Source organism: Aurantibacter sp., assembly GCF_039941195.1.
Taxonomy (GTDB): Bacteria; Bacteroidota; Bacteroidia; order Flavobacteriales; family Flavobacteriaceae; genus Aurantibacter_A.
This window is the reverse complement of sequence record NZ_JBDVFA010000021.1, coordinates 14,764-40,940: the sequence shown is the minus strand read 5'-3', so window position 1 is coordinate 40,940 and position 26,177 is coordinate 14,764. Positions and strand designations below refer to the sequence as shown.

22 protein-coding genes are annotated in these 26,177 nt (G+C 34.7%); 8 read left to right on the top strand and 14 right to left on the bottom strand.

Annotation, left to right across the window (positions count from 1 at the left end):
- Positions 1-11: 11 nt before the first annotated feature.
- Positions 12-1,085, bottom strand: a complete 1,074-nt coding sequence (locus ABJF52_RS03915) for an efflux RND transporter periplasmic adaptor subunit (protein ID WP_348146576.1) — start codon at positions 1,083-1,085, stop codon at positions 12-14.
- Between the two features lie 181 nt (positions 1,086-1,266).
- Between ABJF52_RS03915 and ABJF52_RS03910 the strand changes: the two genes are divergently transcribed.
- Positions 1,267-2,172, top strand: coding sequence for an AraC family transcriptional regulator (locus ABJF52_RS03910; protein WP_348146573.1), 906 nt, complete (start codon positions 1,267-1,269; stop codon positions 2,170-2,172).
- A gap of 12 nt (positions 2,173-2,184) precedes the next feature.
- Here ABJF52_RS03910 and ABJF52_RS03905 read toward each other — a convergent pair whose 3' ends face one another.
- The 4 genes from ABJF52_RS03905 to ABJF52_RS03890 form a co-directional block, all read right to left on the bottom strand.
- Positions 2,185-3,069, bottom strand: a complete 885-nt coding sequence (locus tag ABJF52_RS03905) for a hypothetical protein (RefSeq protein ID WP_348146570.1) — start codon at positions 3,067-3,069, stop codon at positions 2,185-2,187.
- A 94-nt stretch (positions 3,070-3,163) separates the two neighbouring features.
- Entirely contained in the window at positions 3,164-4,213 is a 1,050-nt protein-coding gene (locus tag ABJF52_RS03900; RefSeq protein WP_348146567.1) for a cytochrome c peroxidase, read from the bottom strand.
- A 55-nt stretch (positions 4,214-4,268) separates the two neighbouring features.
- Positions 4,269-5,066, bottom strand: a complete 798-nt coding sequence (locus ABJF52_RS03895; protein ID WP_348146564.1) for an MbnP family protein — start codon at positions 5,064-5,066, stop codon at positions 4,269-4,271.
- Between the two features lie 124 nt (positions 5,067-5,190).
- Entirely contained in the window at positions 5,191-5,568 is a 378-nt protein-coding gene (locus ABJF52_RS03890; RefSeq protein ID WP_348146561.1) for a hypothetical protein, read from the bottom strand.
- A gap of 120 nt (positions 5,569-5,688) precedes the next feature.
- Here ABJF52_RS03890 and ABJF52_RS03885 point away from each other — a divergent pair, with 120 nt between their 5' ends.
- The 5 genes from ABJF52_RS03885 to ABJF52_RS03865 all read left to right on the top strand — a co-directional run bounded on the left by ABJF52_RS03885 (position 5,689) and on the right by ABJF52_RS03865 (position 12,845).
- Positions 5,689-6,084, top strand: coding sequence for a hypothetical protein (locus tag ABJF52_RS03885; RefSeq protein ID WP_348146559.1), 396 nt, complete (start codon positions 5,689-5,691; stop codon positions 6,082-6,084).
- A gap of 127 nt (positions 6,085-6,211) precedes the next feature.
- Positions 6,212-7,288 (top strand): efflux RND transporter periplasmic adaptor subunit, encoded by a 1,077-nt coding sequence (locus ABJF52_RS03880; protein ID WP_348146556.1) that lies wholly within the window; start codon positions 6,212-6,214, stop codon positions 7,286-7,288.
- Between the two features lie 24 nt (positions 7,289-7,312).
- A complete protein-coding gene (locus tag ABJF52_RS03875; RefSeq protein WP_348146553.1) occupies positions 7,313-10,564 on the top strand; it encodes an efflux RND transporter permease subunit in 3,252 nt (1,083 codons plus the stop codon).
- Between the two features lies 1 nt (position 10,565).
- The gene (locus ABJF52_RS03870; protein ID WP_348146551.1) at positions 10,566-11,993 is read left to right on the top strand and encodes a TolC family protein; all 1,428 of its coding nucleotides are present in this window, start codon (positions 10,566-10,568) and stop codon (positions 11,991-11,993) included.
- 453 nt (positions 11,994-12,446) lie between these two features.
- Positions 12,447-12,845, top strand: coding sequence for a hypothetical protein (locus ABJF52_RS03865; RefSeq protein WP_348146548.1), 399 nt, complete (start codon positions 12,447-12,449; stop codon positions 12,843-12,845).
- 76 nt (positions 12,846-12,921) lie between these two features.
- Here the strand turns inward: ABJF52_RS03865 and ABJF52_RS03860 are convergent, their stop codons facing one another.
- The 8 genes from ABJF52_RS03860 to ABJF52_RS03825 all read right to left on the bottom strand — a co-directional run bounded on the left by ABJF52_RS03860 (position 12,922) and on the right by ABJF52_RS03825 (position 24,457).
- The gene (locus tag ABJF52_RS03860) at positions 12,922-14,352 is read right to left on the bottom strand and encodes a DASS family sodium-coupled anion symporter (RefSeq protein ID WP_348146546.1); all 1,431 of its coding nucleotides are present in this window, start codon (positions 14,350-14,352) and stop codon (positions 12,922-12,924) included.
- An 83-nt stretch (positions 14,353-14,435) separates the two neighbouring features.
- On the bottom strand, positions 14,436-15,830 hold the full coding sequence (locus ABJF52_RS03855; RefSeq protein ID WP_348146543.1) for a c-type cytochrome domain-containing protein: 1,395 nt from the start codon (positions 15,828-15,830) through the stop codon (positions 14,436-14,438).
- 3 nt (positions 15,831-15,833) lie between these two features.
- Positions 15,834-17,345 carry a DUF1501 domain-containing protein gene (locus tag ABJF52_RS03850; RefSeq protein ID WP_348146540.1) on the bottom strand — a complete coding sequence of 504 codons (1,512 nt, stop codon included), beginning with the start codon at positions 17,343-17,345 and terminating at the stop codon, positions 15,834-15,836.
- 12 nt (positions 17,346-17,357) lie between these two features.
- Positions 17,358-20,096 (bottom strand): PSD1 and planctomycete cytochrome C domain-containing protein, encoded by a 2,739-nt coding sequence (locus tag ABJF52_RS03845; protein WP_348146537.1) that lies wholly within the window; start codon positions 20,094-20,096, stop codon positions 17,358-17,360.
- A 58-nt stretch (positions 20,097-20,154) separates the two neighbouring features.
- Positions 20,155-21,852, bottom strand: a complete 1,698-nt coding sequence (lysS, locus tag ABJF52_RS03840) for a lysine--tRNA ligase (protein ID WP_348146534.1) — start codon at positions 21,850-21,852, stop codon at positions 20,155-20,157.
- 38 nt (positions 21,853-21,890) lie between these two features.
- Positions 21,891-22,631, bottom strand: a complete 741-nt coding sequence (locus tag ABJF52_RS03835; RefSeq protein WP_348146532.1) for an SGNH/GDSL hydrolase family protein — start codon at positions 22,629-22,631, stop codon at positions 21,891-21,893.
- Positions 22,632-22,727: 96 nt separating this feature from the next.
- Complete coding sequence (locus tag ABJF52_RS03830; protein ID WP_348146529.1) at positions 22,728-23,288, bottom strand: thioredoxin family protein; 561 nt, start codon at positions 23,286-23,288, stop codon at positions 22,728-22,730.
- Positions 23,289-23,407: 119 nt separating this feature from the next.
- Positions 23,408-24,457, bottom strand: coding sequence for a helix-turn-helix transcriptional regulator (locus ABJF52_RS03825; protein WP_348146527.1), 1,050 nt, complete (start codon positions 24,455-24,457; stop codon positions 23,408-23,410).
- Positions 24,458-24,573: 116 nt separating this feature from the next.
- Between ABJF52_RS03825 and ABJF52_RS03820 the strand changes: the two genes are divergently transcribed.
- On the top strand, positions 24,574-24,729 hold the full coding sequence (locus tag ABJF52_RS03820; RefSeq protein ID WP_153755708.1) for a YqaE/Pmp3 family membrane protein: 156 nt from the start codon (positions 24,574-24,576) through the stop codon (positions 24,727-24,729).
- A gap of 19 nt (positions 24,730-24,748) precedes the next feature.
- Positions 24,749-25,465, top strand: a complete 717-nt coding sequence (gene lipB / locus ABJF52_RS03815; RefSeq protein ID WP_348146525.1) for a lipoyl(octanoyl) transferase LipB — start codon at positions 24,749-24,751, stop codon at positions 25,463-25,465.
- A 31-nt stretch (positions 25,466-25,496) separates the two neighbouring features.
- On the opposite strand, the gene ABJF52_RS03810 is transcribed toward lipB, so the two are convergent.
- Positions 25,497-25,865: a hypothetical protein gene (locus ABJF52_RS03810; protein ID WP_348146523.1), complete on the bottom strand. Its 369-nt coding sequence runs from the start codon at positions 25,863-25,865 to the stop codon at positions 25,497-25,499.
- Positions 25,866-26,177 lie beyond the last annotated feature (312 nt).

Genomic DNA, 26,177 nt, shown 5'->3' with positions numbered 1-26,177 from the left:
CTTCTGCTGTATTATCTGGAGTCATTAATGATTTCAACCTGTGTACTCTGGGTAAGCTTGTGGTAACCGGAAACAATAAGTTGGTCACCTTTTTTCAAACCCTTTGTAATAGCGATACCACCGTCATATAATTTACCGGTTTCCACATAGCGTCTATCTGCGCTATTACCATTTACAACATATACAAAACGCTTATCATCTTCAGTAACCGCAATACTTTCTGAAGGAATAATAATTGTTAGTTCCCCTTCTGCATTACCACTGTCATTATTTTCAAAGCTTACGGTACAGGTCATACCTGGTTTTATTTTCTTTTCGGCATTGTTCAATTTTACATAAGCCGTATATACGGGTGAACCTTGATTCGATTGAATAGAAATTTCATTAACAATACCAGAAATATCCATATCACCTAAAGAAGGGATTACTACAGAAGCAGTATCTCCTTTAGAAATAGTATTGATTTCACTATCAGGAATAGGCAGTACAGCTTTAACCGTCTTTATATTCACCAATTCAACTACAGGTTGCCCAGGTTGTGCCAAATCTCCGGCATCCATCATTTTATCGCTTATATAGCCATCCATAGGTGCATATAGTTTTGCGTGACGTACATTCTGATAGTTCATTTTTGCTGCTGCCTGCGCTTGCTCATATTGCGAACGTGCCTCTAACATTCTAATTTCTGCTACACTCCCTTTTTGAAATACCTTGTTTATACGCTCATAATTTTCTTTCGCCAAACGTTCTTGAGCCAACTGCTGTTCGTATTGACTGGAGTAAATAGTACCGTCTATTTGAGCGATCAATTGATTTTTCTTTACAAAATCTCCTATTTGAACCGGAACATTCAATACCGTTCCCGAAACCTGAAAACTTGCATTAATTGATACATCAGATTCAATAGTACCATAGTACTCTATATTTGCATCAGAATTAGTGGTACTGCTACCAACATTCATAACATCAACTTTGATTACTTTATTTGTAACCTTTTTTTCTTCGCTACCGCAACTTGTAGCCATAAGAAGAATTAAAGCAATTGAAACACTTTTTAGTGTTGCCCGTAGGTGTTTATCTTTCATATGAATAGGGATTTAAGTATCATTTTAGGTTTGTCAATTTTAAGAGTGCAAAATTAAGTCAGTTATAGGGTTGAAAATGGTAGGAACAAACCCATTTATGGTATTTTTAGAACATTATACAGTAAAAAAAGCCTATTTAGCTTATAAAATGGTAGTTTTAAATAAATAAATACCATTTTTTATGGAAGATATACCACAAATTGGAATACCGGAACTGTACGCTGATTACGCAAATCAAAAGAGTAGTACTCAGCCGAAATTTATTTTACTGAAGCCTGAAAATATGCCCGAATACATAAAAAGTGGCAATCCGTTTAGAAACGTTAACTACGGCATCTCATTTTTTGTGGAAAGTAATAGTGAGCTAAATATTGATTTCAATAGTTATAAACCCAAAAAAAACACGGTCTATTTTGGAAGCCCTGGGCAAGTTTTCGCTATTAATGGTGAGTTTACAGAAGGTATTGGCGTACTCTTTCAAGCAGACTTTATATTAAGACATGGAGCGCAACAATGGTTACAATCTTTACCTATTTTCAATAGATTTTTAAGTGAGCCTTTTATTGAATTATCAGAAGAAGATTTACTGATGTTTCAACGATTTATAAATAAAATGGACATAGAATATGTGAATGATGACTTTCTAAAATACGAAATGCTTGAAGCTCAACTCACCCAAATTCTCGTAAAACTATCAAGACTTTATCGAGCTTCAAAAGAAAACAAAGTAACTGTTGACACCCAGCATATGATGGCTTTAGAGTCTTTAATTAACAAACAGTTTAAAAACAATAGAAGTGTGGTAGATTATGCCGCTCAATTATATATGACACCGCAAAACCTTAACCGCATTACCAAAAAAGCTATGGGCAAGAGCGTAAGTGAGCTGATCAATGAAAAGTTGATTATAGAAATAAAAAGATATCTAGTATATACGGATATGAGTAGTGAAGAAATTGCTCATTTCTTCAATTTTTATGATAATTCATACTTTACAAAAACATTTAAAAAAGCTGTAGGCGTAACTCCTAAAGTTTTTAGGAAGAAACAAAAATTGGAACTCCAATCAAAAGCTGTTAGCTCTTAAATAATAGTAGATTTATAACGCAAAATTAACATAAACACTCAAGCGTTCATTGGCATTAACATTTCCACCAAAAAGATCTTGGGAAATAGGAATAGCAGCATTTGCACCAATTATGAATTTTCCAACTGCATATTCTGCGCCAAACGTACCGTTTAAAATCCGTCCATCAGTATCGGCTTGTGTTTCGTCATATTGTTCAATTTCTTCGTATATATCTCCAGAGAGACCGATAAAAGGCATTAATGCAGATTTCATAAATGGTATTCTGTAATAGGCATTGCCAGAATAATTAAATTGATTTCCATAACGGTAATCATTTTTGTTTTCTCCTTTTAAGTAATATGTGAAAATTGAGCTAAAGCCTATTTTTTCTCCACCATAATTATAACCTAATGAGAAAATACCATCTAAACTACCAGTACCAACTTGAAATCCAGGATTAACGCGATCAGTTAGTCGTTCTTCAAATTCACCTGTAGGTAATTTTGCGCCAATTCCTATTTGTATAGAATGATTAGAAAGTGGTTTTGTTACGGGGTAGGGTATAGAATCGTTAGTTTCCTTTTTGAAAAATTGCAATTTAAACCATCCAACAACACTAGCATCGCCTATTCCATTTAGAGCTTCGTCTGATGATCCATTATCGAATGTTCGATTTAAATCTTGAAAAGGCAAACTCGCCGTCGCATAGAATTTTTGAGTTAATGGTATTTGTGCCCATAGTTGATAGGTGTTTAAATATTCATGACTGCTCGGTGAATTCGTAAATATTCCATCTCTCGATTCAAAACTTTGATGTGTGTATCTTAGCCCAATAAAATTTGAATTGGAAAGTGTTCCAAAACCAGAACTCCCGCTACTCGTTGCGCATCCGCATAAATCACAGAAAGGTTTCATGAATAACATGTCATGATTATGAGTGCATGGTTCAGGTTCGGATGCTATACTTATAGAACATGCAAGAGAAAGTAGAAATATAGCTAGAGATGTTTTAATATTCTGCAAATCGTGTGTCGTTTAAAAATTCGTCGTCTGTAAATGTTTTTAAAAAGGCAACAAGTTGTACTTTTTCGTTTTCCGTAAGTGATATGCCAAAACTTCCGTCGTCTCTCAATAGACTTTCATCAACATTGCCATTATCTACCATGCCACTGTCGTAAAAGTTTAAAACAGCTTCAAGTGTAGCAAATCTACCATCATGCATGTATGGAAAAGTCTTTTCAATATTTCGTAAACTGGGCACCTTAAATTTGTATAAATCTTCGGGGTTTTCAAGTACATTGTAACGACCTTTATCATCTAATTTTGGATTTATTGGTAATCCAGTATTTCGATAACTCTGATCTGTAAATAAATCGGTAGAATGACATGAAATACATTTTTCTTGAAAAACACCTTGCCCTTGAAGCTCTGTTTCAGATAGTGTAGTGCCTGCTTCATTTCTAATGTATTTATCATACTTAGAATTTGATGAAACCATCATTAGCATAAATTGCGATAATGCTTTTAAAATATTTTCACTATTAATTTCACCATCTTCAAATGCCAATTGAAATTGCGATTGATAATAGGGGTCTTCTTTTAATTTTAATACGATATTAGATAGCGTTTCGCCCATTTCTAATTCACTAGTTATTGGAATAATAGGTTGTAAATCTAAATGAGAAGCAGCACCATCCCACATAAAATCAGAAAAGTAAGCTAGATTTTGAATTGGTGGTGAATTTCGAAATCCGATTCCACCATTAACACCATGACTTAAAGTATGCCCGTGATGGGTAAAGGCAAATGCTTGCTCGTGGCAAAATGCACAAGGAATTGCATCGTTAGATGAGAGTTTGCCTTCATAAAACAATTTTTTTCCTAAGTCAAAGCCGTCCTGTGTGACAGGGTTATTATCCAGGATATATTTTATCTCTGGAAAATTCTCTGGTTGCTCAACCTGTAAATAAGTTGGCGAATAGCTAATTTCTGGAGTGTCAGAATCACAACTCCATAAAAAAACCAAACAGCTAAGCAATAAATAGATTTTGTTATCCATAGCATAATGGTAAAAAGTGCCGCAGCTATATATACTGCGGCATATTATTTATAAACTATTCGTTGTGTACATGATGTACCATGAACATTCCTTGGATGTTATTGGCAATTACTGGAGTTGTAGCTTCATCAGTATGCACTTGGCTAAACCCTTCAGATAATACAACAGAAGTTGAGCCATCAAAAACTTGAGCAATATCAGCTTTAACGTGAACTTCAGGTGTGGATGTTTCTCTTATTAGAATAGTGTTAGGCATATCTAGGTTTACCTCGCGGTAGTTATCTAAACTCGTACCTACACTACCCATGTGAATGTTTAATGCTTCGTCAGTTACTGCGCCATCAGAGTAAACACCGTCCAAACGAATAAAGCGGAAACCAGTTGCCCAAGACCATAACATTTCTTTTTCTTGTGCCACAGCCATTAAATCTCCTTGTCCGTCTGCACCTTTTGCGTATCGTTCTTGGTCAATACCCACGCCAAATGATATTTTAGTGTAATCTGCAGCAGGTACATCAGTTAAAGTAATCCATATTTCACCGGCATTATTAGCATCAGCTTCATCAACTATAAAGGCATTCTCATCAACTGGATACATAAAAGTTGTACCGTCGGCCTCTGTTAATTCAATATTACTAACTAAATATTTTAGTGAAGTAACTTTATATGTTTCGTCTGATGATTTGTCATAAGAAACATCAAAGATGAAATCTTGGTCACCAACTCCATTGTCAAACTTTATTACTACATCGCCAGTTTGTCCGTCTAATAATCCATCGGAATCATCATCATTTGAGCATGATAATATGGTGGCGCAAAGTAATAGTGATGCGAAAATATTTGTGATTTTCATTTATAAGTATATTGTGTATTGATGATGGAGCGTATTGTAAAACCTCCATTCACCAATAGTGATTGTTTTAAAATTTAAATAGTATTTGGAAGACATTCAGCGAAATGCTGTAATGTAAAAGGAACTAAGAGGAGATAGGGGGTCTATCGTTTTTCGATAAATGAAGTAACTCGTAGTGATTCGTATAGATGAAATTTTCTAATGTTGTTGAATCATCGATGCTATTAAAAACTACTTCAGGGTAAGAAACAAAAAATACTGGTGTAATATTTGCTTCGCTAAAAATAGCTTTTTCTTTAGATTCTTTTTTTTGCGATTCCTTCTTTAGCATTGTAGCCAAATAGCATTTACCATTACATTCTAGTTTCGGCTTGTATTTGTTAATACAAAGTACTTCTTTTATATAGTCATTATTCGCGCCATAATCTACCCATACCGATATTACCATAGCCGGCTGGACATGGAAACATATAAGAAGTAGAATGGCAATGAATCGATTCAATGAAATGCTTTTTGCAAAGTTATTATTATTTTAAATATTATTTATGAAAAATGTCATTAACAAAAAAATATCACGTTTATTTGTGCTAGTTAAAGTATCCGCTATAAATTAGCGCTCTATATGTTGAAATTGCATAATTTTTATAAACTGCTAACATTCTTTTTGTTAGTAATAGGTTTGCAGACCACTAATAGTTATGGTGCTGTTTATGCTTCATCTTCAGATACAGGGATAATATCTTCAAAAATAGATTTATCATCGGTATACTTAAAAGCGGAAGCAAAAGTGCTTAATACCCATGGGCTAGAACTTTTAGCTGAAATGGCTGAGTTTGATAAGGAAGAAGAAGAGACTGCGGTAGAGAATGATGCTCATAGAGCTATGTCTCATGCATATTTTTCATCATTTTTATGTTATTCACTTTTAGATTTATATACTTCAGAAAAACAATTTGATACTCCAATAAACAAAGTATCAAATCAACTATATCTTCAATTCCAGGTTTTTAGATTGTGATTTTATTGAGATAGGGTTCTATATTTCTATGGACACTTACATTTAAACTTAAGAGTACAATAAGATTGAAATTAATTCTTTTTTGTGCTCAATTTTAATTATCCAATACATTTAAATTACATTCTAAATGAAGCCAATAATATTATTCTTGGTTGCAAACTTCTTATTTGTTAGTTGCAATCACCATAAAAAAGAGGAACATAAATCAATAAAGCATTTAGTTTCTAGCCCCATTAAATTAGATACAGTTATTACCAAAGATTATGTCTGTCAAATTCATTCAATTCGGCATATAGAAGTTCGTGCCTTAGAAAAGGGGTATTTGAAAAAAATATTTGTTGATGAAGGTCAACTGGTAAAAAAAGGTCAGCCCATGTTTCAAATTATGCCTAACGTGTATGAGGCAGAGTTATCTAAAGCAGAGGCCGAGGCTAATGTAGCAGAAATTGAATATAAAAACACAAAGCTATTAGCAGATAGTGATGTTGTTTCACCCAATGAATTGGCCATGTCTAAGGCGGAATATGCAAAAGCACAAGCTGAAGTTACAATGGCTAAAACGCACCTTGGATTTACCAATATATCAGCGCCTTTCGATGGTTTAATGAATCATCTGCATGTTAGAGAAGGAAGTCTCTTAGATGAGGGTGAAATGCTAACTAGTTTATCAGATAATAGTAAAATGTGGGTGTACTTTAATGTCCCAGAATCTGAGTATTTAGATTATATTATGAGTACCGCTAAAGACAGTAAGGAGTCGGTAAAGCTATTAATGGCAAATAATAAGCTGTTTAATCAGATTGGCATTGTAGAGACCATCGAAGGAGAGTTTAATAACGAGACTGGTAATATTGCTTTTAGAGCTACATTTCCAAATCCGGATCGTATTTTACGTCATGGCGAGACAGGGAGTGTAATACTTACGGTTCCTTTAGAAAATGCATTACTTATTCCACAAAAAGCCACTTTCGAAGTATTAGATAAAAAGTTTGTTTTTGTAGTTGATGACGAAAATAATGTACATCAGAAAGAAATTACAATAAGCGCCGAGTTACCACATCTTTTTGCGGTAGAAAAAGGTCTTGCAGAGAAGGACAAAATATTGTTGGAAGGTATAAGAATGGTCAAGAGTGGTGAGCATATTGATTATAAGTTTGAAAAACCACAATCGGTTTTGACACATTTAGCGCTTTACGCAGAGTAATTCAAATCTTCAAACTTCAACAAGATGTTTAAAAAATTCATTAAAAGGCCAGTATTGGCTATAGTTATTTCTGTGGTTCTTATTTTCGTCGGATTGTTGGCTATAAAACAGTTGCCGATATCACAATTTCCTCAAATAGCGCCAACTACGGTAAATATTTTTATTGCTTATCCTGGTGCTAGTTCAGACGTGTTAGTGAAATCAACACTAATTCCCCTTGAGACTTCAATAAATGGAGTACAGGGTATGCGGTATATTGCCTCTGATGCAACAAGTGCGGGTGAGGGCACATTACGTATTATTTTTGAACCAGGTACCGATCCAAACCAAGCTGTTGTGCGTGTAAAAACTAGGGTGGATCAAGTGATGCCACTGCTGCCTGAGTTAGTACAGCGCGAAGGGGTGGTAATAACACCCGTTCAGCCGAGTATGTTAATGTATGTGAACTTATTTAGCGAGGATAAGGGTAATGATGAGAAATTTCTTTACAATTATGCATACACTAAAATTATACCAGAAATACAGCGAATAGATGGTATTGCTAGTGCTCAAATTCTAGGAAGTAGAAAATATGCCATGCGCGTTTGGTTAAAACCAGATCGTATGCGCGCATACAATGTCTCAGCCGAAGAAATTCTTGAGGCTATGGAGGATCAAAGTATTTTGGCTAGACCAGGCCGATTAGGGCGAAGTTCTGGTAAACAAGCACAATCTCTTGAATATGTGTTGGTATACCAAGATAGATATAATGAGCCGCAACAATATAAAGACATAATTATAAAAGCTAATGAAGAAGGTGAGATATTAACCCTAGGAGATTTAGCCGATGTGGAACTCGGTAGCGAGTTTTTTGACATATATTCCAATCTCGATGGTAATCCGTCTGCTTCAATAGTTTTAAAACAAACATTTGGCAGTAATGGTAGTGATGTTATCGATTTGGTAAAGGCTAAGTTAGATGAGCTAGAAGCGGATTTACCTCCAGGAATTGATTATAAGATTAGTTACGACGTGTCTACTTTTTTAGATGCCTCTATAGAGCAGGTTGTGCATACTCTTAGAGATGCATTTATACTAGTGGCGATAGTAGTTTTTCTCTTTTTGGGAGATTGGCGTTCAACACTAATACCGATAATAGCAGTACCTGTATCGCTTATAGGTGCCTTTTTTGTAATGCAACTGTTTGGACTATCCATAAACTTGATTACACTATTCGCATTAGTGCTTGCTATTGGTATTGTGGTTGATAATGCGATTGTGGTGGTAGAGGCCGTTCATGTTAAAATGGAAGAAGAAAATCTCACACCCTATAATGCCTCGGCTGAGGTTTTAAAGGAAATTGGGGGTGCAATTATTGCCATTACATTAGTTATGGTTTCGGTGTTTATTCCTATTTCGTTCATGACGGGTCCTGTAGGTGTTTTCTATAGGCAATTTAGTATTACCATGGCAGGGTCTATTGTGATTTCTGCAATTGTAGCATTAACATTAACACCGGTGCTTTGCGCAATGTTGTTAAAAAACAATCATGGTAAGGAAAGAAGAAAGACACCTATCAATCGATTTATAGATTGGTTTAACAATGGTTTCGAAAAAATCACGGGACGGTATATTAAAATACTCGATAAAATAGTAACCCGAAGAATAATTACTTTCGGTATGTTAATCGCATTTTGTGCTGGTATTTTCTTAACCAATCAGGTTTTACCAGCTGGTTTTATTCCAAATGAAGATCAAGGAATGATCTATGCAATAATTCAAACTCCACCTGGTGCTACACTCGAACGAACAAATGAAGTAGCAAAAAAACTATTGAAAATATGTGAGGAGACCGAAGGTATTGAATCAGTTTCTTCATTGGCTGGGTATGAAATAATGACTGAAGGTAGAGGGTCTAATGCTGGTACTTGTTTAATTAATCTAAAACCTTGGGCTGAAAGGAATAATTCGGTTCATGAGATAATGGAAGAATTAGAAGAAGAGACCAAAGATCTTGGGGCAATCATTGAATATTTTGAACCGCCAGCTGTGCCAGGTTTCGGTTCTTCGGGTGGTTTTGCAATGCGTATGCTTGATAAAACAAATGGGACAGATTATCAAGAGTTTGAACGCATTAATAATGATTTCATGGCAGCTTTAAATGAGCGTGAAGAATTATCAGGTTTGTTTACATTTTTTGCTGCTAATTATCCACAATACAAGTTGAAGATAAACAATAAGGCTGCTATGCAAAAAGGGGTAACCATAGGTAAGGCCATGGAGAATTTAAATATTTTAATTGGTAGTACCTACGAACAAGGTTTCATTCGTTTTGGTAGATTTTTTAAAGTATATACCCAGGCGGCACCCGAATATAGAGGTATGCCTTCAGATTTAGCAAAATTGTTTGTTAAAAATGAAGAAGGCGAAATGGTACCATATTCAGCCTTTATGACAATGGAAAAATCATTAGGTCCTAATGAGATTACAAGGTATAATTTGTACAATTCTGCAGCAATAAGAGGGCTTCCCGCGCCAGGATTTACTAGTGGAGATGCTATTAAAGCTATTCAGGAAGTAGCAGCTGAAAACTTACCTCGAGGATATGATATAGCATGGGAAGGTCTTTCTTATGATGAATCTAGAAGAGGTAATGAATCTATTTACATTTTTATTATAGTATTAATTTTTGTGTATCTGGTATTGGCTGCCCAGTATGAAAGTTTTTTACTCCCATTAGCAGTTATACTTTCATTACCGGCAGGGGTGTTCGGTTCATTTTTACTGCTAAAGTTAATGGGACTTTCAAATGATGTTTATGCTCAGATAGGGGTAATAATGCTTGTCGGTTTATTAGGTAAAAATGCAGTACTAATTGTCGAGTTTGCAGTACAAAAAAGACGAGAAGGCGCTAGTATTAAAGACGCGGCTATTGAGGGTTCTCGAATGCGTTTTAGGCCCATTTTAATGACTTCATTTGCTTTTATAGCTGGTTTAATTCCCTTAGTTCTCGCATCTGGTGCAGGTGCAATTAGTAATAGAACTATTGGGGGCTCAGCAATGGGTGGCATGTTTTTAGGTACAATTTTAGGTGTTGTAGCTATACCTGGTCTTTATTATCTATTTGCCAAGTTAGCAGATGGTCGTGGCTTAATTAAAAATGAAACTGCGGAGCCAGTCTCTGAAGAAATCGTTCGTTCCTACGCAGAACAAAATGCGATGAAAAAAGAGGTGGGTGTGCTTAGAGAGCGTCTTCAAAAATTAATGTCAAGAAGCAAGAAAAACAAAAAAGATTAAAATGTTGAGAAATAATAAAAATTACATCGTATGTAGTCTTCTGGTGGTTATTATGCATTCTTGTGTTCCTACAAGGGAAGTTAGAGATGCTGAAGTAATAATGCCCGAAAGCTATAGTAATCAAATAGCAGATACGCTCACAAGTGCAACGGTTAAATGGAAAGATTTCTTTTCTGATCCAGAACTGAAAGATTTAATCGATATCGCTTTGGTTAAAAACCAAGAGTTGAATATTATTCTGCAACAGATAGCAATGGTGAAAAATGAAATTCGAGTACGAAAGGGAGAGTATTTGCCCTCTGTGAATTTTAACGCTGGAGCCGAAGTTGAAAAGGTAGGGGAGTATACTCGAAATGGAGCGGTTGAAGAGGGGTTAGATTTGGATGAAGAAGCATTTCCTGATCCTTTAACTAATTATTCAGCGGGCTTATTTGCTTCCTGGGAACTTGATGTTTGGAAAAAACTTCGAAATTCTAAGAAAGTTGCAGTAATGGAATATCTCGCTACGCAGGAGGGCAAAAATTTTATGGTAACTAATTTGGTGTCAGAAATTGCAGATGCCTATTACGAACTAATTGCGCTTGATAATCAGTTGGCTATTATAGAAGAAAATCTTGACATCCAAAAAAATGCTTTGAGAATTGTAAAACTTCAAAAACAGGCAGCTCGTACGACCGAATTGGCCGTAAAAAGGTTTGAAGCTGAGGTTTATAAGAATAGGAGTGAGCGTTATGAAATAAAGCAAGAGATTGTAGAAACCGAAAACAAGATTAATTTTTTAATAGGTAGACAACCGGTATCAATAAATCGTAATGCTATTGCTTTTATTGAGAAGGAAGTAGATACAGTATTCACGGGTATTCCTGCTCAGCTATTACAGTACAGACCAGATATAAAGCAGGTTGAGTATGAGTTAGCAGCAGCTAAATTAGACGTTAAAGTGGCCAGAGCAAATTTCTATCCTTCATTTGGAATTAATGCTGGTGTAGGTTTAGAAGCTTTTAAGCCAAAATTTTTGACTGAAACTCCAGAATCTTTGTTGTATAGTTTAGCGGGTGATGTGGCAGGTCCTCTAATAAATAGAAATGCTATTAAAGCTGAATATAATAGTGCGAATGATAGGCAGTTACAAGTCGTTTATGAATATGAAAAGACAATACTGAATGCGTATATAGAGGTAGCTAATGAACTGTCAAATGTTCAAAATCTTAAATTGAATTATGATTTAAAAATTGAACAAGTAGATGCACTTAATGCGTCTATAGAAATTTCAAACAAGCTTTTTCAGTCTGCTCGGGCAGATTATATGGAAGTTTTATTAACGCAACGAGATGCTCTTGAGGCAAAAATAGAATTGGTAGAGACTAAAAAGAATCAACTAATTGCTAGGGTAGGTGTGTATCGTGCTTTAGGTGGTGGTTGGAATTAATTAGCAAATGTTGATTAAGGTTTTGAATAGGGTTCATCTGAAAGGTGAACCCTATTCAATTTCATATCAAAGGTGAAGAACTTATTATTTTAATATACATAACTCTATTTCTAAAATATTGGTGATTTTACATTTTTAAGTGTATCAATGCCATTGTCTTATTGCTGAAAAAATATATCCGATTAAATGCACAATTATCGACGAACAGCATAAGTCATTTAAAACCAATAAAATAACTCGATGAATGACATTATTTTTTGTGATAAAAATAGATGCATAAAAGTATTACCTCCTTAAGATAATAAATGTCAAAATATCAAATAGTCAGGGTTTTGTAGTAAAATTTATGAATTTGATAATTTGGGTATTTCAGCGGGTGAATGGGCTTTAAGGTATGTGCAATATTACGACATAAGCATTGTTATACTGAAGTAGAAATTAACCTAAAGTGTTATGAATAAAAGAAATATACTATTAAGTTTTGCATTTATTGGATTGTTAATCCAAGGTGCTTTCGCGAATAATATCGAAAAAGAAATTGAAGATTTTGACATTGATTCAGTTCAATATATAGAAGATGAGGAAGTAATTGTATTAGGTTTTGATACAGCTGATTATCTTCCAGAAAACTTTGACCCATATGCATACTACTATAACCTTAATTGGGTTGAGTATGTAGAGGATACTGATATAGAAAACTTAGAGGTTAAGAATAACTTACCGGAAGATTTCGATGCCTATGCAAATCCTAAAGGGATAGAGGGAATTAACTATATTGATTTAAATGATGAAATCGTTTTAGATATCAATACCAATAAATATTTACCAAAAGGCTTTAATGCCTTCAAATAAAAAACAAATTTAAATTCTATACGGCCTCAACTAATAGTTGGGGCTTTTTTTATGGAAAAAAATTAAACTACTACCGTTAGAAGAAAAAAGGTATTACAAATTGAAACATCAAAATCAGTAATCCGATTGCAATAAAATTTAAGACGACACCCACACGGGCCATTTCATTTACTTTTATATAACCACTGGCAAAAACGATTGCATTCGGTGGCGTTGCCATAGGTAACATAAAAGCACAACTACTAGCCATAGTTACTGGAATTAATAGATATAGTATTGGTATTTCTAACCCAATAGCAATACCTGCTACAACTGGTGCTAATACTGCAGTAAGTGCTACATTACTCATTAATTCAGTCATAAACAGCATAAGCGTTATTAATAGAATAGCTGTAAATAATACACTAATATTACTTGTTGCAATAGCGCTAGATACCAAATCAACAATTCCACTTACCGACATTCCTTTGGCTAGTGCTAGACCACCCCCGAAAAGAATAAGAATGCCCCAGGCTAATTTTTGGGTGTCTTTCCAATGAATAATAAAATCTGCTTTTTTTAGATTATAAGGGAATGAGAACATAGTTATAGCCGCGGCAATACTAATTATACTGTCGTTTAATTTTAAGCTCGGGAAAATATCATTAATAACTGTTCTGAAAATCCAGAAAAAAACTGTGACACCAAAAATAGCAAGCACCATTTTTTCTTTTCCGCTCATAGGTCCCAGTTTATGTAATTCCTCATTAATAATATCTTTAGAGGCGCTAAATTTTAGTTGTTTGTTTGGGAACATTAATTTTACGAGAACTAAGTAGCTTATCCAAATCATAACCGTAGCAAAAGGCACTCCAATAACCATCCATTTTAAAAAGGATATTTCAATATTGTATTCGTTCTCTAAAAGGCCAATCATTACTGAATTTGGAGGGGTGCCAATTACGGTTGCAATTCCACCTGCGTTTGCAGAAAAAGCAATGCCCAGCATTACACATAGAGCAAAATTTTTATCACTCATAGTAAAGCCATCAGCATCATTTACCAATAAGCTAATCACCGACATAGCAATTGGTAGCATAACTACGGTTGTGGCAGTATTGCTAATCCACATACTCAAAAATGCTGTGGCAATCATAAATCCAAGTACTACTTTGTTGGGTGTGGTGCCAGTTAACTTGATAATATTTAAAGCAATTCGTTTATGAAGGTTAACTTTTTCTAATGCCAGTGCTAACACAAAACCACCAAAGAAAAGAAAAATTATAGGACTGCCGTAGTTAGCACCCACCTCTCCAATATCCATAATTTTTAGAATTGGGAATAATAAAAGCGGTAATAGGGCTGTTACCGATATAGAGACTGCCTCGGTTATCCACCAAATAACCATCCAGGTGGCAACTCCGATAACCGCGTCACCTTTTTCAGATATTAAATCGAAAGGTAAATTGAGAATAATGAGAAAAAGAATAGGGCCTATAAAAAGGCCTGCTTTTTTGCTGAATTCCATAAAATAATATAATGATGCTCTAAACTATGTTTTTTCTTTGGTTTTAGAAAGTATAAATTTCAAGTAGACAAAATTGTATCATATTAGTACACAATAGAGTCGGTTGGTAAGGTAGGAAGTTCATAACCACCGTAATCAATACTTATTTGACCTTTATTTAATGTTTTTATTTCTTGTGTTTTTATATTCGATTTATATAGATAAATATTTTGCAAACTTGGAAAGTCAGAAAATTTAGAGATATGTTCACGTTCAAAGTTTGTAGCGGTAAGATTTATAGTTTTTAAATTTTTTAAGTTAGCTATCTCCTTTATATTTTTTCCACTAATAGAAGTGTTGTCCAATTTTAATATTGTTAAATTCGGAAGTAGTGCTATCTTTTTAAATATGTTGTCTGATACTTTTGTATTCCCTATATCTAATCTTGCAATATTGGATTTAATAGCCAGCAGTATTTCAAAATCAGCATCGGTAAAATCAGGTTTGTTAATGCACGATACACTTAAGAAATTAGAAGATTTGCTAATCAAATCGACGTGAATTCCGGTTTTTTCAATCGTTATAATACTGTCTTGAGAAGCAGCAGTGATTTCAATATCAGGATAATCAAGGTTGTCTTTTTTGGAAAAAAATGACGAGAATAATTCTTTATTCAATCCAGAATTTTTTATCGACCCTTCAAAAGGATTACCTGTATCAATCCATGCGCCAACAAGTTTAATATCTTCTTTTGTAGGTTGGGTTTTACCTTCTGGTGGCATATGGTTGTCGTCATCCATAGGGAGTTTCATCCGGACAAATAAATCGCTATCTGAAGCATTTTTAGGGTTAATAATTTCACCATTTTCACCGCCTTTTAAAATAGCATCAGGGGTATGCAGTAGTAAGTCACCTTTAGCTTTTTTAGGATTATGACAACTTACACATTTGTTATTTAGTATAGGGTGAATTACATCTTCATAGATTTGAGCAGCCTCCCAGTTTTCTTCAGTGAGATTTATTTCTTTTGCTTCAAACGTTTCAATTCCTAGAGCTGATTTCACTGAATTTGGTAATGGTTCAACAAGATAATCTTCTCCATGAGTAATGTTACCACCTTGATGTCCCGTAAAGGAAATTAGGATAAAGAAAATAGTGGAGAGCATAATAATTGGCACTTTGGTTAAAAATGAAAAGTTTTTCACGCCACTCAATTTAAAATACATCAAAAAAGAAAATAATGCGGTAGCGATACCCGACCATAAATGCCATTTAATAGTGTCAAATCCATACCCTTCACCTAAATATTGAAGGTAACCTGTTATGCACGCAGCTATTGCACTTAATCCACCCCAAAAATAAGCAACGGGAATAAGTTGTGTGTATGTTTTTTTCTTGCGGTCTAGGAATTGTAATAGTAATCCAAAGATTAAAAATCCGATTGGTAAGTGCACTAATAGCGGATGTAATCTGCCTAAAAGTTGTTTTAAAACGTCCATTAACTAGGCTAAAATTTCTTTAATTACTTCTCCTTCTACATCTGTTAATCTAAAATTTCTGCCTTGAAATTCATATGTAAATTCTTCGTGATCAAATCCTAATTGTTGCAAAATAGTAGCATGCACATCATGTACAGATACTTTTCCTTCAATACCTGAGAATCCAATATCATCTGTTTTTCCATGACATGCTCCTTTTTTAATTCCGCCACCGGCCATCCACATGGTAAAAGCATCACCATGATGATCTCGCCCTTTATAAGCCATTTTTTTGTTACCTCGGTTTTCTTGCATTGGTGTTCTGCCGAATTCACCGCCCCAAACTACTAAAGTTTCATCAAGTAAACCTCTTTGCTTTAAGTCAAGTAAAAGTGCAGTAATCGGCCGGTCAATTTCTCGACATTTATTTCGTAGCCCCATGTCAATAGAACCGGATCTTACATTGCCATGGGTATCCCACCCCCAATCGAAAAGTTGAACAAATCGCACTCCATCTTCAACTAGTTTTCGTGCTAATAAACAGTTGTTAGCAAAAGATTCTTTGCCAGGTTCAACACCAAACATTTGTTTAATATTTTCGGGTTCGTTGTTGATGTTCATTACCTCTGGCACTGCAATTTGCATGCGATAGGCCATTTCATATTGATTGATTCGAGCTAAAATTTCAGGGTCAGCATATTTAAGATACTCCTGTTTATTTATTTTATTGATGGCATCGATTGTGCTCTTTTTTAAATCGCGTGTTACACCATCTGGGTCTTTGATATAAAGTACGGGGTCTCCTTTAGAACGGCATTGCACACCTTGATAAACGGAGGGTAAAAACCCACTTCCCCAAACACTTTTTCCGGCATCTGGAGTATTACCACCAGAAGTTAAAACCACGAAACCAGGCAAATTTTGATTTGCTGAACCGAGTCCGTAGGTAGCCCAAGATCCAATACTTGGTCTTCCAAGTCGAGCACTACCAGTATGCATAAATAATTGTGCAGGCCCATGATTAAACTGGTCAGTATGTACGGCTTTTAGAAAAGCAACTTCGTCGACTACTTTTTTAAAATGAGGCATATAATCAGAAACCCAATTACCAGACTCGCCTTCTTGTTTAAATTTTGCTTGGGGACCCATAAGTTTAGGTGTCCCTTTTATGAAAGCAAACTTTTTACCTTCTAATAGTGATTGTGGGCAATCTTGACCATCAAATTTCTGAAGTTCGGGTTTATAGTCGAACATTTCTAATTGCGAAGGTGCTCCGGCCATATGCAAGTATATAACCGACTTTACTTTTGAGCTGTATGGTGGTGCTAAAGTAGCTAGGGGGTTTAAATCGCGTTCAGAAAAAGCAGCTTGTGTTTTTTTCGGTGCAGTGGTTAACGGGTCGCATCCTGCAAAAATTGAGCTTAATGCAAGACCACCAATACCTTGGGCACAATTTTTAATAAAGTGTCTGCGCGTTTTAGCCTCTGCTTCTCGAGCTAATTTTTCTTGTATTAGTTTGTCAATAAGGTCTTTCACTGCTTAAATATTTTACCCTTTAGTTAAAAATTCATCCAAGTTCATAATTGCGTTAGCGACAATGGTTAAAGCACTTAGTTCTGCTGTTGGTTTTTCATCAAAATGCAAAAATTGACTAGTGCCTTCTGGATCTTCATTAAATGCAATTAAAGACTTATCATAGAGCTCATACAATGCTTCTAAAGTACTAGTTTGAATTTTCGAGTAGGTCGCTTTTTCGTAGGCAGCAGCTATACTTTCTTTTATATCCCCGACTACTTCATTTTTCTTCGCCAATTGATATGCTGCTTCTAAAAATACAGGGTCATTTAATGTAACTAATGCTTGTAATGGTGTATTGGTTACCGTTCTTCGAATGGTACAAACTTCTCTACTGCCAGCATCAAATGTTAAGAATGAAGGGTAGGGACTAGTACGTTTTAAATAGGTGTAAACACCTCTTCTGTAGCGATCTTCGCCTTTGCTCTCTTCCCACTTAGAGCCGTTATACACTGTTTGCCATACGCCATCTGGTTGAGGCGGCATAACCCCTGGGCCATACATTTTGTTGCTTAGAATTCCGGATACAGCAAGGGCTTGATCACGAATTGCTTCTGCACCGAGCCTTATTCTAGGTCCACGCGCATATAATTCATTTTCAGGATCTATTAGATACATATTAGGAGTGCTTTTCGAATCTTGTCTATAGGTGCCTGAAAGCATTATTTCTTTTATTAAAGCTTTAATACTCCAATTGTTTTCATTCATAAATCGAAGGGCAAGCCAATCTAAGAGTGCTGGGTGCGAAGGTGCATCAGATTGTGATCCAATATCTTCAATGCTAGAAACTAGTCCACGTCCAAATATTTGATGCCACACCCGGTTAACTAAAGTACGAGCGGTTAGTGGATTTTTTTTATCTACAATCCATTTAGATAATCCCAATCTATTTTGCGGCCATTCTTTATTGTAGCCATTTAAAGTTTCAGGAGTGCCTGGTTCTACTGTATCTGTTTTTGTCATAAAGCTACCTCTGTCAAAAACTTGAGTAGTACGTTTCATATACTCCGGATTCTCAGCTAAAATAGGCACCGTTACTGTTGTTGTATTTAATGTATTTACGAATTCAGTATTAATATCTTTCCATCCTGGTTGATTTTTACCAGGGATGTCTTGTATAAATCCAACCCAATATAAATTGAGAATATTTACTTCTTTATCCACTGAATTGTTTTGAGTTTCAATATATAGGTTTGTTTTTTCGTCAATCTCCTTAATGGGAAATTGAGTAACTGGTGTGTATTTTTCTTTGTTAATTATAAACTCTCCTACAATTTCTCCATCAGCATTGTCTTTTCGAATAGTCATTTTCGTACCGTTGTAATGTGATTTGTATTTGAGGTACACGAAATTGGCCTTATTGGTATATGCATTTTCCATAATTAGATTGCCATCATCCCAGAATACAACCGAAGCGTGGTCATCATAAACACTGTTTTTAAATTCTTTAAAAAAATGAGCTTTATAAACGGGTTCGGAAAAGTGAAGAAAATCTTTATAAGTTTTTAGGGTTTCTTTATTGCCGTATTTTGTAACCCAATTAAGAACCTTATCAACCTTTTTTTGTTGCGTGGGCGTGTAGAATTTTAAAACTGGGGTTTCACTTGGAGTGTCTTCATCTCTGGTATTATTAAAATACGCCATTAGATTATAATAATCTTTATGTGTAAAGGGGTCATAAGGGTGACTGTGGCATTGTACGCATTCCATAGTTGTACTTTGCCATACTGAAAATGTGGTATTAACGCGATCAATTACTGTGGCTACCCTGTACTCTTCGTCGTCTGTTCCTCCTTCATCATTGTTCATAGTATTTCTATGAAATGCAGTTGCGATTAATTGATCTATTGAGGGATCCGGCAGCAAATCGCCAGCCAATTGTTCAATGGTAAATTGGTCATACTGCATATTGGTATTGAATGCTTTTATAACCCAATCACGATATTTCCAAATAGATCGTCCCTGGTCTTTTTCATAACCTTTAGAATCGGCATATCGGGCTAGGTCTAGCCACCAGGTTGCCCATTTTTCTCCATAAGTATTTTTACTCAAAAGACTGTCTATATAATTTTCGTAACTAAGATTTCCATTTTCAAACTCCTTTAATAATGCGAGACTTGGAGGAAGTCCGGTAATATCCAAAGCCGCTCTTCTTGCTATAATATTTTTTTCAGCTGGTTCATTAGGAGTAAGTTGCTCACTTTCTAAACGTGCTAAAATAAAATTATCGATATTGTTTTGCAGAAAACTAGTTGTTGTATTTGGAGCAAAACCAGCTTCAGAAGCTATTTTAGGAATTTCAATTTTTTCGGGTAAGGAATATGCCCAGTGTTCACCCCATTTTGCACCTTCGTCTATCCATCTAGTTAATACCTCAATTTCATCATCTGATAGTTTTGGCTTTTCATATGGCATTCGAAGTTCTGGATCGTCTGTATGTAGTCTTTTAATAAATTCACTATTTGATGCGTCGCCAGGAATAATTGCCGGTTTTCCTGACTTGGTATTTGCAAAAGCTTCAGATTCGAAAAGCAGACTAAAGCCCCCATTCTTCTTTACACCACCATGACAGGTAATGCATTTGTTGTTAAGAATAGGTTTTATTTGAGTGCTGAAATCAACTGGGTCAGAAGTTTGACACGATTGAATCAGAAAAATACCAACGGCTATGAATAGCAGATGGATATATCTATTTGTAATATTTTTTAGCATTTATAAAAGTTAAGCTGGTTTGGCTAACCTTCATAAATATAGGGAATTTAAGCGAATTTTAACTTAATTCCACAAAAAGGCCATCTTCAGTTTTTTCAACTTTGGCTAAATTGTTTTTAGTTAATTCTTTAATCGATTTGTCCCATTTTTTGTTGGATAAGCCCGATTGTAATTTTAAATCATTTAGCAGGAGTTTTTCTGCCTTTTTGAGCGCTTCGAACACTATTTTTCCATCATCACTCAAATTAATTGCCTGCCCGGCTCGGGCCTCAGGGCGCATTTGTGGAAAGAATAATACTTCTTGAATCGAAGAATTATTCGTCATCAACATTACAAGTCTGTCTATACCAATTCCTATACCTGAGGTGGGTGGCATTCCATATTCTAAAGCACGAATAAAATCTTGATCGATAAACATGGCCTCATCATCACCTTTTTCAGATAACCGTAATTGCTCTTCAAAACGCTCACGTTGATCAATAGGATCATTTAACTCAGAATAGCAATTCGCTAATTCTTTTCCATTCACCATCAATTCAAATCGTTCAGTAAGCGCAGGATTATCTCTATGCTCTTTCGTTAACGGACTCATTTCTTTTGGATAGTCTGTAATAAAAGTAGGTTGCACATAAAAGTGTTCACATTTTTCACCGAAAATTTCATCAATGAGTTTTCCAACACCCATAGTGTCATCAACTTCAAGACCTAATTTTCTAGCAGTATCCCGTAGTTCAACTTCATCCATTCCGGCAACATCAAAACCAGTATGAATTTTAATTGCTTCTAGAATAGGAACACGAGCATAAGGTGCTTTAAATTCAATCTCATTTTCACCCACAGTTACTTTAGATGTTCCATTAGAATCAATGGCTATTTTTTCAAGCAATTGTTCGGTGGTGTCCATCATCCAATTGTAGTCTTTATACGCAACATACAATTCCATTACCGTAAATTCTGGGTTGTGCGTGCGGTCCATACCCTCGTTTCTAAAATCTTTAGAAAACTCGTAAACACCATCAAATCCGCCTACAATTAATCTTTTTAAATAAAGTTCATTTGCAATACGCAAGTATAGCGGAATATTCAATGCATTGTGGTGCGTTAAAAAAGGTCTTGCTGCTGCGCCACCAGGTATCGGCTGTAAAATTGGTGTTTCAACTTCAAGATATCCGCGTTCATTATAAAATTCGCGAATACTATTAGTAATCTTCGTACGCTTTACAAATGTTTCTTTTACATGTGGATTCACAACCAAGTCAACATAGCGTTGACGATAGCGCATTTCCGGGTCATTAAACTCATCAAAAATATTACCTTCTGCATCCTTTTTTGGTAGCGGTAAAGGGCGTAAAGATTTACTTAATAGTGTGAAAACCTTAACTAACACAGTTTTTTCACCAACCTGTGTTGTAAATAGTTCACCTTCTATTCCAATGATATCGCCAATGTCTAACAATTTCTTGTACACATCGTTGTAGAGAACTTTATCATCACCTGGACAAATTTCGTCTCTATTGAAGTATACCTGAATACGGCCTTCACTATCTTGCAACTCTGCGAACGATGCTTTACCTTGAATTCTACGAGACATTAAGCGACCAGAAATAATCACCTTTTTTCCTTCAGAATAATTCTGTTTTATATTTTCTGAAGTAGTATTTACAGGATATAATGCTGCAGGATATGGGTCGATGCCCAATTCTCTCAATTTGGTTAATTTCTCTCTACGTATGAGCTCTTGTTCAGATAATTGCATTTGCCGTATTTTAAGGCTGCAAATATAGGTACAATGCGCTAATTTTTCAATTGAGAAACGATTATTGGTAATAGGCGGTCTACGAATTTTTTGTAAGCAACTTTCGATGGATGTAAATCATCTGATGCGACAAGCTCTTTTTCTTCTAATCCTCTACGGGTAATATCTGTAATATCAATAAAACTGACTCCATTTTTGTCAGCTATTTGCTCCGCAAAAGAATTGTATTGGTCAATTTCCTTTGAAATTTTATCCCGATCAAAACCTTGACCAAAAGGGGTAAATCCCCAATCTGGAATCGATATAATTACTAACCGATCTTTATTGTTGTTGGCTAATTTTAATGAACGCTCAAAGAGTTCTGTAAATTCTTTTTCGTATTTAGTAAAAGCCAAACCTTGGTATTGATTATTTACACCTATTAATAAAGTAACTAAATCATAAGAAGAATCTAGGGTATTTGTTTCAAGAACGTTTAAAAGTTCATCGGTTCGCCAGCCTGCGGTCGCAATAATTTTATGATTTACAGAAACATTTAAATTGTTGCTTAATTCAGAAGCAAGTTGAGTTGGGTAGTTTGATTCCAAAGCTACACTCGTACCTATAGTATAGCTGTCTCCTAATGCTAAATAATTAATGGTTTTTATTTGCGCCCCAGTGTTAATAGGCTCTATTTTGTTATTTACTTGGGAAGGCAAGACTTTTTTGCTGCATCCAATAGCTAAAAAGCTAAATAGCAGTACGTACACTAATCCAATGCGTTTGTTTAATAGTATCATATTACTATTTACGACGTTTTATTTAGAAGGTTCACTTTGGGGTAAAATAGCTAAAAACCTTTAAAAAATTATTTTTTGAATTAATTATCTAATAAATCAATCTAAATGAAGTGATTTCGGATAATTTGGGGTGTACGGTTTTTGGGTGACAATTTTCTTTATGTCAGCTTCTAAAGTTTCTATTGGACTCTCGATAATTCTATTAGTTTCTCTACCATTTTTATAAAATATAAAAGTCGGCACGCGAGTAATATTTAAACCCCATTCTTCACCCGTAGGACTTTTTTTATAGAAATCTTTTCTTTTGTCTACCGCAACTATTTTTAAATTTTCCATTGCGAAATTTGCCGATTCTAAAATTTTTATAAATTGAGGTACTTCACGTTTACTGTCACCGCACCAAGTGCCCATAAATAAAAGTATTTTGTAATCGCTCAGTTCTTCTTTAATAGTATTTATGATGCTAAAATCCACTTTATAATTGGTGTAATTCAAGTTGTACCAACTTTTATATGTCTTTGATTTAAGGTCTTCTAAACTTATTTTGCCAACTAAAAAAGGTTGTTGATTTTCTATTGTTATTTCTTGATTGAATTCTTGTGCTGTATTGATTGTTATAATAAAGAGAAATAAAAAGGTAAGGACTATGGTTTTCATAAATTTCGGTTTTAGATTATTGCCGAAAGTTGCTGAAAATGTGGCTTTAAAAATTGTTTGGTGGGTTGGATTTAAGTACTAGTACCCCGGTTTAATTTTGTAAAGTAGTTGAATTTGCGCTAGCTCAGAAGTTGTTTGATTTCTTCTCGCGAGCTAACGTTTAGTTTTTTATAGAGATTATTAATGTGAGTTTTTACAGTGCTGAGGCTAATAAATAGATCTGCAGCTATTTCTTTATTGGTTTTATCATTTAAAATTTCATCAACGATTTTTTGTTCTTGTGATGTAAGTTTACCAAGAGCGTTATTCTTTGCTTTTTGTGATGACGTTTTTCGTTGCCAGATTAAATAGATATTTAAGAAAATTGAAAGCCCGAGAAGGATTCCCAATAACCATTTCCAACTTGTATTTTGTGGTGTGTTTTGGGAATGTAGCAATTTGTCTGAAGCAATTTCAGATTCGTACAATTGGGTGAATATTTCATCGGGATATTTTTCTTGCAGACGTTTCGATAATTGTGAATAATAAGAATTATCAACTACATCTTTTATATAATAGGAGTAGGTTTCATTTCTTTTGTCAGAAAGGAAGTCAAAAATATATAGTTCAGCTAGCGGTTCATTTAATGTTAGGCTAAAAGATTGAAAATTAGAAAACCATTTTTTAGAGTTTAGCCTTTTGTTTGCAACACTATGAAATTCATTAAAATCGAAAGCCATTTCTTCTTTCATGATATCAATTTCAAGAAATGCAGACGATTTTTTATTGGTAGAATTAATTTCACATAATATTTGATCAGCAAAACTTGTTGGAAAACTTACAGTATCATTATTGTTTGCGATAAAGAGAACACTTTTACTGTTTTCGCATTTTCCAAAAAAGTGATTAGAGTTTTGCGTAAGAGCATCACATTCATCAAGATGAATGCGATATATTCTATTCGTCAACGAAAGATTATCTCCTACAAATGAAAAATATCCAAGGGAATCAATGGTTGTTTTTTTGATAATTTGATCGAATGAAATACGTGATAGTTTTCGATAATCTTCAATTACAGAAAGGTATACAGTTTTACCATGATTATTCTCATCAATCTGGCCGCTGAAATTATATTGCGCGCTTATTACGGTGGTAAAAGTCAAGAAAAATATAAATAATTTCAATTTCATGAAGTAAGTTTGAGCCCCTAAAATAAGCGAATTTGTAACAAATTGGTTATTCTAGCGACCTATAAGTACATCAATCATTTAGTCTCGATGAAAATTGAGTATAAAATCAAATTGTAATGAGTTTTTTTAGAGTACTATTAGCTATAATATTTCCGCCCTTATCTGTAATAGGTAAAGGTTGTGGTTCTTTTTTAATTGTTTTGTTGTTGACGTTCTGCGGTTGGATTCCAGGTGTGATAGCAGCATTAATCATATTAAATAATCCGAATTGATCACTGTATCTTTGCTATTATGAATAAGCAGGTGCACGTACAAGATTTAGGATTGAAAGACTACAAGGAAACTTGGGACTTTCAAGAAACGCTGTTTCAAAAAACGGTTGACCTGAAAATTAAAAACCGCCGCGAAGATTCAGAACACGAAACTCCCAATCATTTTTTATTTGTAGAACACCCTCATGTATATACTTTAGGGAAAAGTGGTGATATGAGTAATCTTTTGGTTGATGAACAGCAATTGGCAGAAAAACAAGCCAAGTTTTATAAAATAAATAGGGGAGGTGATATTACCTATCATGGTCCGGGTCAAATAGTAGGTTATCCTATTTTAGATTTGAACAATTTTTTCACAGATATACATAAGTATTTACGGCTTTTGGAAGAAATGGTAATTCTGACCTTATCCGAATACGGATTAAAAGCAGAACGATCAAAAGGTGAAACAGGAGTTTGGCTAGATGTAGGCACACCATTTGCACGTAAAATTTGTGCAATGGGGGTAAGAGCTTCTCGATGGGTGACGATGCATGGTTTTGCATTGAATGTAAATACTGACTTGGGTTATTTTGATTTAATGATTCCGTGCGGAATAAAAGACAAGGCCGTAACTTCATTAAATGTAGAACTAGGACAGAAAGAAGTTGATGTTACTAAGGTGAAGCGAAAATTACTCAATCATTTTGAAGTGCTTTTTGAGGCTGAGATAATGAAAGAAAAAACCTCGGCTTAGTGCCGAGGTTATTAAAATTTAAAATATTTTATTATTCGCTTTGAGCATCCACCACCCCTTTGTCCAACATTTTGGTAACCTTTATCTTAAGTTCTTCTTTTTTGGTAGCATCTAAACTAGTAGCGTAAACGTCATACATTTCTCTAATTTGTTCTTTTAATTCTGCTGATATATCCATATTCTCTAACATTTCAAGATAATTATCGGCACCTCCAGTTGGGTTTTCACTATCGCTCATTCCAGCGAGTTTAAAAACATCGCCATACATTTTGGTTTGTTCATCGAGTATATTCATTTGTTTTAAGGTGTCTGTTTTAGAAATATCCTTAGTTGACTGTGCATTACAAGCTGTAAATGCACCTAAAAAGCAAACTAGTAATAATGTGATGATAGTTTTCATAGTTAAATAATTTTGTCTTCGATTAGATTTTATGAAGTCAATACAATTAGCAACAGTAATATTATTGCTCCTAGGGCGGCAAAAAGTAAATGTTTTAATACTTCTAGTTTTTCATAATTTTCCATTGTAGTATATTTTTAATTCGCTTTTTTATGTAAGTATTTTCTATAGGGTTAACATAGATTGTGATTTTTTCGAAAAAAAATATTGTAGTAAAAACACTACAATAGTCGATGTTCGTTGCAATTATCACATATTAAGAAGTTCAGCGCCAACAAAAAATGTTAAATTAGCTTCGTCCATTGTTAACCT

Excerpts from the sequence above, each read along its gene's own strand:
- ABJF52_RS03915 (WP_348146576.1), bottom strand. The coding sequence starts at position 1,085 with ATGAAAGATAAACACCTACGGGCAACACTAAAAAGTGTTTCAATTGCT.
- ABJF52_RS03910 (WP_348146573.1), top strand. The coding sequence starts at position 1,267 with ATGGAAGATATACCACAAATTGGAATACCGGAACTGTACGCTGATTAC.
- ABJF52_RS03905 (WP_348146570.1), bottom strand. The coding sequence starts at position 3,069 with ATGAAACCTTTCTGTGATTTATGCGGATGCGCAACGAGTAGCGGGAGT.
- ABJF52_RS03900 (WP_348146567.1), bottom strand. The coding sequence starts at position 4,213 with ATGGATAACAAAATCTATTTATTGCTTAGCTGTTTGGTTTTTTTATGG.
- ABJF52_RS03895 (WP_348146564.1), bottom strand. The coding sequence starts at position 5,066 with ATGAAAATCACAAATATTTTCGCATCACTATTACTTTGCGCCACCATA.
- ABJF52_RS03885 (WP_348146559.1), top strand. The coding sequence starts at position 5,689 with ATGTTGAAATTGCATAATTTTTATAAACTGCTAACATTCTTTTTGTTA.
- ABJF52_RS03880 (WP_348146556.1), top strand. The coding sequence starts at position 6,212 with ATGAAGCCAATAATATTATTCTTGGTTGCAAACTTCTTATTTGTTAGT.
- ABJF52_RS03875 (WP_348146553.1), top strand. The coding sequence starts at position 7,313 with ATGTTTAAAAAATTCATTAAAAGGCCAGTATTGGCTATAGTTATTTCT.
- ABJF52_RS03870 (WP_348146551.1), top strand. The coding sequence starts at position 10,566 with ATGTTGAGAAATAATAAAAATTACATCGTATGTAGTCTTCTGGTGGTT.
- ABJF52_RS03865 (WP_348146548.1), top strand. The coding sequence starts at position 12,447 with ATGAATAAAAGAAATATACTATTAAGTTTTGCATTTATTGGATTGTTA.
- ABJF52_RS03860 (WP_348146546.1), bottom strand. The coding sequence starts at position 14,352 with ATGGAATTCAGCAAAAAAGCAGGCCTTTTTATAGGCCCTATTCTTTTT.
- ABJF52_RS03855 (WP_348146543.1), bottom strand. The coding sequence starts at position 15,830 with ATGGACGTTTTAAAACAACTTTTAGGCAGATTACATCCGCTATTAGTG.
- ABJF52_RS03845 (WP_348146537.1), bottom strand. The coding sequence starts at position 20,096 with ATGCTAAAAAATATTACAAATAGATATATCCATCTGCTATTCATAGCC.
- lysS (WP_348146534.1), bottom strand. The coding sequence starts at position 21,852 with ATGCAATTATCTGAACAAGAGCTCATACGTAGAGAGAAATTAACCAAA.
- ABJF52_RS03835 (WP_348146532.1), bottom strand. The coding sequence starts at position 22,631 with ATGATACTATTAAACAAACGCATTGGATTAGTGTACGTACTGCTATTT.
- ABJF52_RS03830 (WP_348146529.1), bottom strand. The coding sequence starts at position 23,288 with ATGAAAACCATAGTCCTTACCTTTTTATTTCTCTTTATTATAACAATC.
- ABJF52_RS03825 (WP_348146527.1), bottom strand. The coding sequence starts at position 24,457 with ATGAAATTGAAATTATTTATATTTTTCTTGACTTTTACCACCGTAATA.
- ABJF52_RS03820 (WP_153755708.1), top strand. The coding sequence starts at position 24,574 with ATGAGTTTTTTTAGAGTACTATTAGCTATAATATTTCCGCCCTTATCT.
- lipB (WP_348146525.1), top strand. The coding sequence starts at position 24,749 with ATGAATAAGCAGGTGCACGTACAAGATTTAGGATTGAAAGACTACAAG.
- ABJF52_RS03810 (WP_348146523.1), bottom strand. The coding sequence starts at position 25,865 with ATGAAAACTATCATCACATTATTACTAGTTTGCTTTTTAGGTGCATTT.